Genomic DNA, 12894 nt, shown 5'->3' on the forward strand with positions numbered 1-12894 from the left:
GTACATTCTAGCCTGTCATAACAACTGATGTGACAAAGCGGTTCCGAGAGCTGCCCTGAAAAGCGGCATCCACAAGCTGTGCACCCAACGTGAGGAGACAAAGAATGAGGCGTAATTTCCTGAAGTCCGCCGCGGCCGCCGGCATCGGCCTGGCCGGCGCGAGCGCATTCGCGCAGCAGCAGGCGGCTGCCCCCGCCGCCGGCGGCGGCCTGCGCGGCAATCCCAGCGACGTCTACGTGATGAACGTGATGGTGTCGGGGGTCGAGTACTGGTTTCCGGTCTACGAAATGATGAAGCAGCTCGGCCGCACGCTCGGCGTTCGCACCCGCTACACCGGCACGCCCGAGTACGACGTGAACAAGCAGCTCGCGTCCTTCGAGCAGGAGCTGGCGCGCAAGCCCGCGGGCATCCTGCTGCACCCGATGAACCCCGACCCGTTCATCGAGCCGATCAACCGCGCCGCGGCGATGGGCATCCCGGTCGTCACGTTCGCGGCCGACTCGCCCAACTCCAAGCGCACCTCCTTCGTCACTTCCGACAACGACCGCGAGGGCAACCAGGCGGCCGACGCCATCGCCGCGTCGCTGGGCGGCAAGGGCGAATACGCGGTGCTCGAGAACCCCGGCCAGGACAACCACGACCGCCGCATCGCCGCCTTCATCAACCGCATGAAGACCAAGCACCCCGGCATGAAGCTGGTGGGCCGCGCAGCCAGCAACCAAGACCCGAACAAGGCCTACCAGGCGGTACTGAGCCTCGCGCAGGCCAACCCGAACCTGGGCGCCCTGTTCATGCCCGAGGCCAACTCGGCCCTCGGCGCGGCACAGGCCAAGGTGGAGACCAAGAAGAACATCAAGGTGATGTGCTGCGACGTGAACGCCAAGATCCTCGACATGATCAAGTCGGGCGACGTGTTCGGCGCCATCAACCCCAACCAGGGCATGCAGGGCTACATGGGCATGATGATGCTGTTCCTGGCCAAGAACCCCGGCCTCATCGACCCGATGAACGACGCCAAGCGCAACGGCACCAACCCGATGTCGGTGCCCTTCCTGGACAACGGCCTGTCGGTGGTCAGCAAGGCCAACGCCGATGACTTCTACTGGGACAAGTACCTCGCCCGCCGCGGCACCAAGGGAATCGGCGAGTGAACGCAGTGGGCGCATTGCTCGAACTGCGCGGCATCAGCAAGCGCTTCGGCGCTTCGCGCGCGCTCACGGGCGTGGACTTCTCGCTGCGCCGCGGCGAGATCCACGCCCTTTGCGGCGAGAACGGCGCGGGCAAGTCCACGCTGATGAACATCATCGACGGCATCCACCAGCCGGACGAGGGCACGATCTCGCTCGACGGCAAGAAGGTGGTGATCGACGGCCCCGCGCACGCGATGCGCCTGGGTATCGGCCTGGTCCACCAGGAGATCGCCCTGTGCGGCGACGCCACGGTGGCCGAGAACATCTTCATGCCGGAGATCAACGCCGGCAGGAGCGCGTGGATGAACTACGCGAGCCTCGACGAACGCGCCGCCAAGGTGCTGCAGCGGCTGGGGCAGGACATCGACCCCGCCGCGCTGGTGAAGGACCTGAGCATCTCAACGCAGCAGCTCATCGAGATCGCCAAGGCGCTCACGCTCGACTGCAAGGTGCTGATCCTCGACGAGCCCACGGCCGCGCTCACCGACAACGAATCGGCCGCGCTCTTTCGGGTGCTGCACGACCTCAAGGCGCAGGGCATCGGCATCATCTACATCAGCCACCGCATGGCGGAGATCTTCGCGCACTGCGACAGCGTCACCGTGCTGCGCGACGGCCGCCACGTGCACACCGGCCCGCTGGCCGAGCTCGATGCCGACGGCCTGGTGCGACGCATGGTCGGGCGCGACCTGGGCAACTACTACCCGCCGAAGCAGGAAGAACCGGCATCGGGCGAGCACGTGCTGGAGGTGACCGACATCGCCGACGGCGAGCGCGTGCACGGCGTGTCGTTCAGGCTCGGGCGCGGCGAGATCCTCGGCATCGCGGGGCTGATGGGCGCCGGCCGCAGCGAGCTCGCGGAAACCATCTGCGGCCTGCGCACCGCGCGCAGCGGCAGCGTGCGGCTGCGCGGCAGGCCGCTCACGATCCGCAAGTACAGCGACGCGCTGCGCGAAGGCATCGCCTACCTCAGCGAGGACCGCAAGGCGGCGGGCGTGTACCTGGAGCTGCCGATCGCGCAGAACATCGCGTCGATGGCGCTCGCGCGCGTGAGCTCGCGCTTCGGCCTGCTGCAGCGCGCCGCCGAGCACAAGCTGGCCGTGAGCCTCGGCGCGCGGCTCAAGCTCAAGTCGGACGGCGTGGACATCGACGTGGCGAGCCTGTCGGGCGGCAACCAGCAGAAGGTGGCCATTGCCAAGCTGCTGGCCACCAACCCGTCTGTGCTGCTGATGGACGAACCCACGCGTGGCGTGGACGTGGGCGCCAAGTCGGAGATCCACCACATCCTGCGCGACCTGGCCAGCCAGGGCGTGGGCGTGATCGTGATCTCCTCGGAGCTGCCCGAGATCATCGGCCTGTGCGACCGTGCGCTGGTGATCCGCGACGGCCGGCTCGCCGGCGAGGTGCAAGACAAGGACATGACGGAAGAGGCCCTGCTGCGGCTGGCCTCCGGACTTTGCGAAGAGGAAACGACAGCATGAACTACCCAGCACAACTGGACGCGGGCGCCGCGGGCCTGACGCCGCCGCAGACGACCGAGGGATCAGGAGGAGGAACGAAAGGAGGCCCCGTGAAACCCGCCAGCAGGCTCGCCAGCATGCGCGAGCTGGGCCTGTTGATCATCATCGCCGCGCTGTGCGTGGGCATGAGCTTCGCATCGCCCTACTTCCTCACCTGGGACAACGTGCGCGCGATGCTGCTGTCGTTCTCCATCGAGGGCATCGTGGTGGTGGGCATGACCATCCTGCTGATCGTCGGCGGCATCGACCTGTCGGTGGGCTCGGTGGTGTGCTTCGCGATGGTGATCACCGGCAAGCTCTTCCTCATGGGCTTCGATCCGTGGACGGCGGGGCTCATCGCCATCGCGGCCAGCGCCATGATCGGCGCGATGATCGGCGGCTGCGTCACGCGCATCGGGCTGAACCATTTCATCGCCTCGCTGGCCTTCATGGTGATCGTGCGCGGCCTGTGCCTGGCGCTCACGCAGGGCACGCCGCAGTCGCTGTTCTCGCTGCCGGCCGAGTTCAAGTTCATCGGCCAGGGCACGCTCTTCGGCGTTCCGGCGGTGATCCTGATCTTCCTGGCGATCGTGGTGGTGAGCGACTTCGTGCTGCGCCGTTCCTCGCTGCTGCGCCGCGTGTTCTACACCGGCAGCAACGAGAAGGCGGCGCTGTATTCGGGCATCCGCGTGGGCCACGTCAAGTTCTGGGTCACGGTGCTGTGCGCCGCATCGGCCGGCCTCGCGGGCGTGATCTACACCGCGCGCTTCGGCGCCGCCACGCCCACCTTCGGCGTGGGCATGGAGCTCAACGTGATCGCCGCAGCGGTGATCGGCGGCGCCAGCCTCAAGGGCGGCTCTGGCACGGTGCTCGGCGCGGTGCTGGGCCTGGCGCTGCTGTCGGTGGTGACCAGCTCGCTGATCCTGCTGGACGTCTCGCCCTACTGGCAGGACGTGATCAAGGGCGTGATCCTGCTCGCGGCCGTGACCATCGACCACCTCATGAACACGAGAAAGACCAAGCGATGAACAACATCAGCCCCAGCAACGCATCGGCCATGAAGAAGACCACCCTCGGCCCCTCGGGCATCGAGTGCTCGGCCATCGGCCTGGGCACCTGGGCCATGGGCGGATGGATGTGGGGCGGCGGTGACAACGCGGCCGCCGTGCTCGCCATCCAGGCCTCGCTGGATGCGGGCGTGAACCTGATCGACACCGCACCGGCCTACGGGCTGGGCCGCTCCGAGAGCATCGTCGGCACCGCGCTGAAGGGCCGCCGCCACGAGGCGGTGATCGCCACCAAGTGCGGGCTGGTGTGGCACACCCGGAAGGGAACGCACTTCTTCGAAGAAGATGGCCACCCGGTGTACCGCTACCTCGGGCGCGAGTCGATCATCCACGAGGCAGAAGAGAGCCTGAAGCGCCTGCAGACCGACTACATCGACCTCTACATCACGCACTGGCAGGACGCCACCACGCCCGTGGCCGAGACCATGGACGCACTGCTCGAGCTCAAGAAGCAGGGAAAGATCCGCGCCATCGGCGTGAGCAACGTGAGCCCCGAGACGCTGGCCGAATACCTGCAATACGGCCAGGTCGACGCCGCGCAGGAACGCTACAGCCTGATCGACCGCGAGATCGAGCAGACGCTGGTGCCGCTTTGCACGGAGAACAACGTGGCGGTGCTGGGCTACTCCTCGCTCGCGCTGGGCCTGCTCGCGGGCCCCATCGACCCCGAGCGCAAGTTCACCGGCGACGACCAGCGCGCGACCAACCCGCGCTTCAGCGCCGACAACCGCGCGAAGCTCAAGGCCTTCTTCGAGGAGCTGGAGCCGCTGCGCCGGCAGCTCGAATGCTCCTTCGGCCAACTCATGATCGCCTGGACGCTGGCGCGCGGCAGCGTGTCGGTGGCGCTGTGCGGCGCTCGCGCGAGCAAGCAGGCCGTCGAGAACGCGGGCGCCGGCTCGGTGCGCCTGCACGACGCGGCGCTGGAGCTGATCGACGGCGCCGCGAGCAGGCACCTGGGCTCGCTCGGCTGAGCCCTCCTGTCTTCTGTCACACATTAACAAGCAAGGACTTCTCTCCGTATGTCGAAGGACAAGACCGCACGCCTGAACCGGCTGCTCAACAACGGGCGCTGCCTGGACATCGCACTCGACCACGGCGTGTGCAACGAGCCCACCTTCCTCGAAGGCCTCGAGGACATGCCCGCGGTGATGGAGCGCCTCGTGGCCGCGCGCCCCGACGCGATCCAGCTCAACTACGGCCAGTCGGACCTGCTGCAGGACCGCCCGGGCCGCGACAAGCCTGCCCTCGTGATGCGCATCGACATGGGCAACCCCTACAACGCCACGCGCCACCGAGTGATGTGGGCGGTGCTGCAGAACGAGCACGACCCGGTGCTGCCCGCCGTGCAGCAGGATGCCGCCTGCGTGGTGGTCAACCTCTTCATGCTGCCCGACGAGCCCGACCTGTTCCGCCAGTGCGTGCAGAACATCGCGCGCGTTCGCGCCGACTGCGACCGCTACGGCATGCCGCTGATGATCGAGCCGCTGGTGATGCAGGCGCCGTCGGCCGGCAGCCGCTACTCGGTGGACGGCGATGCCGAGAAGATCGTCACGCTCGTTCGCCTGGCGCGCGACATGGGCGCAGACATCGTCAAGGCCGACCCCACCACGGATCCCAAAGACTTCCACCGCGTGGTGCAGGCCGCGCGCTGCCCCGTGCTCGTGCGCGGCGGCGGCCGCGAGGACCTGCAGCAGGTGTTCGCGCGTTCGCGCGTGCTGATGGACGAAGGCGCCGTCGGCATGGTGTACGGGCGCAACGTCTACCAGCACGGCAATCCGTCGGCGGTGGTGGACGCGCTGATGGCCATGATCCACCGCGGCGCGAGCGCCAAGGAGGCATGGGACATCTACGAATCGGGTGGCGCGAAATGACATGACGAAGACGCGCCCTCTCTAGGAGGAGGAAACAAGGAAGAAAAGCCTCACGGCGGGCGGCGGATGCGTCGCCCGCCGGGGTGCGTCCTGCGCGCGCGTTTTCCATCCCACGCGCGGCAGGCGGCAAGGAAGAGAAGAGAGAGACAAGAAGACAACAAGACAAGACGGACACGGAAGTTAGTTGGCCAAGAAGAAAACGGTTCCCCTGCGGACTTCAAACAACCTGGAGGCAACGATGAAAATCCGGTATTACTTGATGGCGTTCCTGCTGCCGTTCGTCACGCTGCTGACGCACGCGGCAATCACCGGGGTCAGTCCGATGACGACCCTGAGCAACATGGCGACGGCGATGGCCGAAGCCGTGGCCGACCCGCTGCCGCTGCAGGGGCCCGGCCTGGGCAATCTCACCTACACCTCGGCCGAGCTGTTCAAGCCGGTCTCGATGATCACCAGTGCCGCGCACCCGCTGGACCCGGCGCACAGCAACGCCTACGAGTCGCGAGAGGTGCCCGCCACCTACCCGGGCCGCAAGGACTACGGCATGAACGCGGGCATCATGATCAACGGCTACTTCCTGACGTCCTTCGCGCCGGACAGCGGCCTCGGCCCGGGCGGCTTCCTGCTGTACGACATCTCGAACCCCCGTCAGATCAAGCTCGTGAAGAAGATCTACGAGCCCGAGGGCCGCACGCAGGAGTTCCGCGAGACGCACTCCTTCGGCACCGCGAAGATCGGCGGCAAGACCTACGTCACGCTGCCCAGCATCAACGGCATCGAGTTCTGGGACTTCACCGACGTCAACGACATCAAGCAGGTGAAGAAGCTCGCGCTGCCCGGCGTCAACGGCGGCGACTACGAGAACGTGGCCTGGCAGCTGTGGTGGCAGGCGCCCTACGTGTACGTGGCCTCGGCGGGCCGAGGCATCTTCATCGTCGATGCCTCCGACCCGGCCAACGCTATGGTGGCGAACCGCGGCGCGAACAAGCCCAACCCGGTACCCACGGGCGAACTCGGCGGCTTCCGCGTCGGCCCGATCTTCACCATCGGCAACCACATGGTGCTGAGCTCGATGGACAACACCGCGGGCTTCTCCAGCCTCGACATCTCCGATCCGCTGAACCCCAAGGTGCTGGACGCGATCGGCTCCAACCCCAACTACTACGCCACCTGCTTCGACGGCAAGACGCTGCATGCATCGGCGCGCGGCGGCGGCGCCAAGATGTACAGCTACGACCTGAGCGACCGCTCCAAGTTCGTGGCCGAGGACAACCGCCTCGTCGTCGACGAGCAGCTCTACTGCGCCACGCAGGACAGCTACGTCTTCCAGGGCGCGCAGACGCGCATCCACAAGGTCGACGTGAGCAATCCGCTGAACCACGTCGAGGTGGGCCGCGGCAGTATCCTGCGCGAGGACGATCCGAACTTCTCGCACTCGGACAACGGCCAGGTCGCCGTCTTCGGCAACCTGGTGTTCGTGGGCAACGACCACGGCTCGGGCAGCGGCTTCATCGTGCACCAGGTCGACCCCGACACCTCCAAGCCGGAGGTGCGGCAGGTCTCGCCCGCCAACAACGCGAAGCAGCAGGCGCTGACCTCGCGCATCGGCCTGGGCATGAGCGACAGCATCCTGCCCGAGAGCGTGAACTCCAACACCTTCATCGTGCGCCCGGTGGGCGGCAACACGCTGGCGGGCACCTACAGCGTGCAGCTGGGCATCATCAACTTCCACCCCGCGCAGCCGCTGCAGCCCGGCACCAGCTATGAAGTGTTCCTGCCGGCCAACGGCGTGAAGGACTATGCGGGCAACGCCATCGCCGCGGACTACAAGTCGGTGTTCCACACCGGCAACGCCGCCGAGATCGGCCTGATGCACCACTGGACGCTGGCGGGCAACCTCTCCGACCAGATCGGCAACAACAACGGCACGCCCGCCACCGGCGATGCCTTCGAGAGCATCGGCCTGAACTTCGCGAACCGCACGGCGGGCGTGACGCTCAAGAGCGACAGCGTGGCGACGGTGCTCGGCGGCAGCGCCTCGGTGAGCCTCTACATGAAGACCACGCAGGCAGGCGGAGCCAACTCCTGGACGGCGCCCGGCATCTTCGGACGCGACCAGTCCGGCGGCGCCGACGATGTCTTCTGGGGCTGGCTCGACAACGGCGGGCGCATCAAGCTCTCGGTGGGCAACGATGCCGGCACCGTCTCCACCGCGGCGGTGAACGACGGCAACTGGCACCACGTGGTGATGACGCGCGACGCTGCCTCCGGCGCGCAGGCCCTGTACGTGGACGGCGTGAAGACCACCTCCACCGGCCCCACCGGCAACAAGGGCCTGTCGAACAAGTTCGCCGTACTCGGCCAGATCCAGGGCAACACGGCGCTCTTCAAGGGCACGCTGGCGGAAGTGCGCGTCTACGGCCGCGTGCTGAGCGACACCGACGTGAGCACGCTGCGCAGCCAGGCCATCATCGGCGACCCCGGCATCGGCGGCGGTCCGAAGCTGGTCAACGGCCAGCTGGTGTTCAACCCGGCCACGCTGGGCAGCAGCGGCGCGCAGTACCGCTGGAACTTCGGCGACGGCACGCAGACCGCCTACGCGAACCAGCCGAACTACACCTACACCTACACGCGCCCCGGCCACTTCACGGTAACGCTGACGGTGAAGGACGCCAGCGGCCGCGAGACCTTCTACACCTACAACCTCACGGTGATCATGCCGGTGACGCCGAACGCGCCGACGCACAGCACCAACATCGCGGGCGACGCGAACTCGGTGTATTCGGTCAACCCCGATAGCGGCACGGTCGCCGCCATCGACTCGCAGAGCCTCGTCAAGCGCTGGGAAGTGCGCGTGGGCGACGAGCCGAAGACGCTGGCCGTGGGCCCCGACGGGCGCATCTGGGTCACGGTGCAGGGCGAGGACAAGCTGGTGGCGCTCAACGCCGCCGACGGCAGCCTCTCGGCCACCGTGCCGCTGGCCTACGGCAGCGGCCCCTACGGCGTGGCCTTCACGCCCGACGGCACGAAGGGCCTGCTGACGATGGAGAGCAAGTCGATACTGATGAGCTTCAACCCGAGCACCGGCGCCACCACCGGCGCGGTCGCGCTCGACGGCGCGCTGCGCGGCATCGCGGTCGAGTCGGGCTCGCAGGTGGCCTACGTCACTCGCTTCAAGTCGAAGATGACGGGCGGCCAGCTGCACAAGGTGAACCTGCAGAGCATGAGCGCCATGAGCACGATCGCGCTGCCGGTGGACACCACCACGATCGACACCGAGAACCGTGCGCGCGGCGTGGCCAACTACCTGAGCCAGGTGGTGATCTCGCCCGACGGCGCCCGTGCGGTGCTGCCCTCGAAGAAGGACAACATCGTGCGCGGCAAATTCCGCGACGGCAACAACCTGGTGCACGACCAGACGGTGCGCTCCATCCTGTCGCAGGTCAACCTGCAGACCGCGGCGGAGGTGTTCGCCGAGCAGATCGACTTCGACGACCGGGCGCCGGCGCGCGCGGCCCTGTTCTCCCCCTCGGGCGACTACCTGTTCGTCGCGCAGATGGAAGGCAACCGCGTCGCCATCGTCGATCCGTACAGCCGCGCGGTGCGCGGCGAGATCAACGCCAGCAGCGCGCCGCACGGCCTGTACCTCGACGCGGTGCGCAAGCGCCTGTTCGTCAACAACTTCCTGGCGCGCTCGGTGACGGTGCATGACGTGGCATCGGTGCTCTCGTCGGAAAGCAACGTGCCGACCTTCCTGCAGACGGTGTCGACCGTGGCGGCGGAACCCATGTCGGCGGCGGCGCTGCGCGGCAAGCAGGTGTTCTACAACGCGTCGGACCGCCGCATGAGCAAGGACAACTACATCTCCTGCGCGAGCTGCCACGCGGACGGCGGCGACGACGGCATGGTGTGGGACTTCACCCAGCGCGGCGAAGGCCTGCGCCGCACCATCAGCCTGCAGGGCCGGCGCGGACTGGGCCACGGCAAGCTGCACTGGACGGCCAACTTCGACGAGGTGCAGGACTTCGAGAACGACATCCGCAACGAGTTCGGCGGCCTCGGCTTCCTGACCAACGCGGACTTCGCGACCACCTCCGACCCGCTGGGCGCGCCCAAGGCCGGCAAGAGCGCGCAGCTCGACGACCTCGCGGCCTACCTGAGCTCGCTGACCAAGTACATGCGCAGCCCGGCGCGTGCGGCGGACGGCAGCCTCAGCGTGGACGCGGCGCGCGGCCAGGCCGTGTTCAACACGGCCCAGTGCGCGACCTGCCACACCGGTGCCACCTTCCGCGACGGCGTACGGCATGACGTGGGCACCATCCAAGCCTCCTCGGGCAAGGGCCTGAACCAGCCGCTGGCGGGCGTGGGCTTCGACACGCCGACGCTGCTGGGCACCTGGAACACCACCGCGTTCTTCCACAACGGCCAGGCGGCCACGCTGCAGGACGTTCTCACGAGCGGCCACGGCAATGCCTCCAGCCTGCCGGCCAACGACGTGGTGGCACTGCGCGAATACGTGCGCTCGCTCGACAACGACCCGACGCCGGTGGTCTCGCGCATCCGCTCGAACCACAGCAACCTGTGCGTGAACGTCCGCGGCGCCTCGACGGCGAGCGGCGCGACGGTGGTGCAGTGGCCGTGCGGCAACGACGGCAACGAGCGCTTCACCATGACGCAGACCAACGACGGCTTCGTGCAGTTCAAGGTCGAGCACAGCGGCCTTTGCCTGGCCCAGAGCGGCACCGCGACGACCAACGCCGCGGTGGTGCAGCTGGCCTGCTCGGCCGGCACCACCACGCAGTGGAGCCTGGTCGGCTCGACCCTGCGCAACCGGGCCTCGGGCTCGTGCCTGGACGTGCCGAACAATGCGACGACGCAGGACACGGCGCTGATCACCTGGACCTGCAACGGCGGCAACAACCAGAACTGGACGCAGCTTCAGTAGACCTCCAGGCTTCGCGCACTTCGTGTCGCTTCGCCACCCCCTTCCGGGGGCAACACCTGCGGCCCGGCGGAGCCGGTTCCGCGGTGCTCCACGAAGGAGCCGCTCGTTTTCACGGGCGGCTTTTTCTTTGTGGCGTTGCATCTGCTGCGCGCCGGCCATGACCTCCCACGTCATGGACCGTGCGCAGGCGCTCTGGGAAAGTACGTCCATCGAGGAAGCAACCAGTGCCTCGATTCACCAACCAACCAGGAGAAAACACATGACCGGCTTCAACATCCTTCCCCTCGCAGTGGCCCTGCTGATCGGCGTCGCAGCCCTCGGCTCGTGCCTGGGCATCGGGCTGGTCGGCCAGAAGTTCCTCGAGAGCACCGCGCGCCAGCCCGAGCTGGTCGACACGCTGCAGACCAAGTTCTTCCTGGTGGCGGGCGTGACCGACGGCGCGTTCATCATCGCCACCGGCATCGGCCTGTGGTTCGCGACCGCCAACCCCTTCGGCTGAGCAGGAAGGAGACGGCGCATTGGCACCATTCGTGCTAGCACTGTTGACACCAAATTGTTTACAGCTAAAGTATTTAGCTATCAACGGTTTGATGTCGCCGGTGCCGCATGGGGCGGTGCCGGTGCGTTGTCTGCATCCTTCCCGCCGGAGAATCCATGCGCCACCTGCCCCCGAAGTCGCCCGCGCTGCCGCGCACCCTGCTCTCGCTGCTGCTGTGCGGCTCGGTCCTCGCCACCGCGGTGTCCGCCACCGCCGCCCCCGTCAAGGTGGGCCTGGCCCTCGACATCTCCGGACCTTTCGCGGCGTTGGGCGCCGAGGCGCGCGATGGCTTCGCGCTCGGCATCAAGCAGCTGGGCGGCAAGCTCGGCGGGCAGGACGTCGAGTTCGTGCAGGCCGACATGGCCGGCAGCCCCGACCAGGCCAAGCAGCTGGTCGACCGCATGATCCAGCGCGACAAGATCGACCTGTTCAGCGGCCCCATCGGCTCCAACGTGGCGCTGGCCGTGGGCCCGACCCTCTTCAACGCCAAAGTGCCGTATCTCTCGGCCAACGCCGGCCCGAGCCAGTTCGCCGGCGCGCAGTGCAATGCCTACTTCTTCGGCACCGCCTACCAGAACGACCAGTTCCACGAGGCCGCAGGCAAGTTCGCTCAGGACCGGGCCTTCAAGAAGATCGTGCTGATCGCTCCCAACTACCCGGCCGGCAAGGACGCGCTGGGCGGCTTCAAGCGCCAGTTCAAGGGCCAGGTGGCCGACGAGCTCTACACCAAGCTCGGCCAGATCGACTACGCGGCCGAACTCGCGCAGCTGCGCGCGGCCAAGCCCGACTCGATCTACTTCTTCCTGCCCGGCGCGATGGGCATCAACTTCATCAAGCAGTTCGTGGGTGCGGGCCTGTCGAAGGACATCACGCTCGTGACCAGCGGCTTCTCGGCCGACGAGGACGTGATCGGCGCCGTGGGCGAACCCATGCTCGGCCTGTTCAACACCTCGCACTGGGCGCACGACCTCGACAACGCCGCCAACAAGGCCTTCGTGGCCGCGTTCCGCAAGGAATACAACGGCCGCTACCCGTCGGTGTATGCAGCGCAGGCCTATGACGCGATTCTCGCGATGGACGCCGCCGTGAAGCAGGCCGGCGGCAACGCGCAGAACCGCGAGGCCGTGGTGGCCGCGCTGAAGAAGGCCAACTACGCATCGACGCGCGGCAGCTTCAAGTACGCGAACAACCACTTTCCCATCGAGAACTTCTACCTGCGCGTGATCGGCAAGGATGCGCAGGGCAAGGTCACGAACAAGCTGATCAACACCGTGCTCACGAACTACGGCGACAGCTACGCAGATAAGTGCCCATTGAAGTAAGCCGAACCCCTGTGGCGACAGCAAAGCAAGAGCTTGGTGCATGGGGAGAGACCGAGGTCTCCAAGAAGTGCGCATGCCCAAGCTGCAAAAGATCCAAGACGCTCAAGCGTCTACCCGCGAACTTCAAGTGCGCAGACCTCATTTGTGACTTCTGCGGCTATCTTGCGCAAGTTAAGTCAATGTCTGTGCGCAAGCTGGCTCCCATGCCCAAGCAGATCCTCGGAGCGGCCTGGGGACCACAAAGAGAACGAATGGATGCGGGAATTTACTTCCCGCTGTTTCTCGTATTGAAGTCTCCGACGGAGACTGCCATTTACTACTTGCCCTCGGACTTTCAAAGCCCCGCGCTCTTTGCCGCGCGTGCACCGCTTTCTTCCTCTGCCAAGAGAGCGGGATGGCAAGGCTTCGTCTACGTTCTCTCGGCCATCCCCGAAGGTGCCCTTGTTCGGCTGCTCTAACTTG

At 66.8% G+C, this 12894-nt stretch carries 9 protein-coding genes; all 9 read left to right on the plus strand.

Going from position 1 to position 12894, the window contains the following annotated elements; genetic code table 11:
• Nucleotides 1–104: 104 nt before the first annotated feature.
• The 9 genes from ACTJLF_RS15455 (at nt 105) to ACTJLF_RS15495 (ending at nt 12890) form a co-directional block, all read left to right on the plus strand.
• Nucleotides 105–1151: a substrate-binding domain-containing protein gene (locus ACTJLF_RS15455; RefSeq protein WP_019655523.1), complete on the plus strand. Its 1047-nt coding sequence runs from the start codon at nt 105–107 to the stop codon at nt 1149–1151.
• Nucleotides 1148–2671 carry a sugar ABC transporter ATP-binding protein gene (locus tag ACTJLF_RS15460; RefSeq protein WP_405054317.1) on the plus strand — a complete coding sequence of 508 codons (1524 nt, stop codon included), beginning with the start codon at nt 1148–1150 and terminating at the stop codon, nt 2669–2671. Before ACTJLF_RS15455 ends, ACTJLF_RS15460 begins: the two co-directional genes overlap by 4 nt.
• The gene (locus tag ACTJLF_RS15465; protein ID WP_019655521.1) at nt 2668–3717 is read left to right on the plus strand and encodes an ABC transporter permease; all 1050 of its coding nucleotides are present in this window, start codon (nt 2668–2670) and stop codon (nt 3715–3717) included. Before ACTJLF_RS15460 ends, ACTJLF_RS15465 begins: the two co-directional genes overlap by 4 nt.
• A complete protein-coding gene (locus ACTJLF_RS15470) occupies nt 3714–4727 on the plus strand; it encodes an aldo/keto reductase (RefSeq protein WP_440883387.1) in 1014 nt (337 codons plus the stop codon). Before ACTJLF_RS15465 ends, ACTJLF_RS15470 begins: the two co-directional genes overlap by 4 nt.
• Before the next feature lie 48 nt (nt 4728–4775).
• The gene (locus tag ACTJLF_RS15475) at nt 4776–5627 is read left to right on the plus strand and encodes a class I fructose-bisphosphate aldolase (RefSeq protein WP_019655519.1); all 852 of its coding nucleotides are present in this window, start codon (nt 4776–4778) and stop codon (nt 5625–5627) included.
• Between the two features lie 238 nt (nt 5628–5865).
• On the plus strand, nt 5866–10572 hold the full coding sequence (locus ACTJLF_RS15480; RefSeq protein WP_440883388.1) for an RICIN domain-containing protein: 4707 nt from the start codon (nt 5866–5868) through the stop codon (nt 10570–10572).
• A 259-nt stretch (nt 10573–10831) separates the two neighbouring features.
• Nucleotides 10832–11071 carry a F0F1 ATP synthase subunit C gene (gene atpE / locus ACTJLF_RS15485; RefSeq protein WP_012745530.1) on the plus strand — a complete coding sequence of 80 codons (240 nt, stop codon included), beginning with the start codon at nt 10832–10834 and terminating at the stop codon, nt 11069–11071.
• Between the two features lie 155 nt (nt 11072–11226).
• Entirely contained in the window at nt 11227–12432 is a 1206-nt protein-coding gene (locus ACTJLF_RS15490; RefSeq protein WP_440883389.1) for an ABC transporter substrate-binding protein, read from the plus strand.
• Between the two features lie 11 nt (nt 12433–12443).
• The gene (locus ACTJLF_RS15495; protein WP_026346479.1) at nt 12444–12890 is read left to right on the plus strand and encodes a DpnI domain-containing protein; all 447 of its coding nucleotides are present in this window, start codon (nt 12444–12446) and stop codon (nt 12888–12890) included.
• Nucleotides 12891–12894: the final 4 nt, after the last annotated feature.

The sequence above is a fragment of the Variovorax sp. 22077 genome, from assembly GCF_052044195.1.
In the GTDB taxonomy this organism is placed as follows: domain Bacteria; phylum Pseudomonadota; class Gammaproteobacteria; order Burkholderiales; family Burkholderiaceae_C; genus Variovorax; species Variovorax atrisoli.

What these genes read in the sequence shown, in the direction of transcription:
- ACTJLF_RS15490 (WP_440883389.1), top strand. Translation starts at nt 11,227, where the DNA reads ATGCGCCACCTGCCCCCGAAGTCGCCCGCGCTGCCGCGCACCCTGCTC.
- ACTJLF_RS15465 (WP_019655521.1), top strand. Translation starts at nt 2,668, where the DNA reads ATGAACTACCCAGCACAACTGGACGCGGGCGCCGCGGGCCTGACGCCG.
- ACTJLF_RS15455 (WP_019655523.1), top strand. Translation starts at nt 105, where the DNA reads ATGAGGCGTAATTTCCTGAAGTCCGCCGCGGCCGCCGGCATCGGCCTG.
- ACTJLF_RS15475 (WP_019655519.1), top strand. Translation starts at nt 4,776, where the DNA reads ATGTCGAAGGACAAGACCGCACGCCTGAACCGGCTGCTCAACAACGGG.
- atpE (WP_012745530.1), top strand. Translation starts at nt 10,832, where the DNA reads ATGACCGGCTTCAACATCCTTCCCCTCGCAGTGGCCCTGCTGATCGGC.
- ACTJLF_RS15480 (WP_440883388.1), top strand. Translation starts at nt 5,866, where the DNA reads ATGAAAATCCGGTATTACTTGATGGCGTTCCTGCTGCCGTTCGTCACG.
- ACTJLF_RS15470 (WP_440883387.1), top strand. Translation starts at nt 3,714, where the DNA reads ATGAACAACATCAGCCCCAGCAACGCATCGGCCATGAAGAAGACCACC.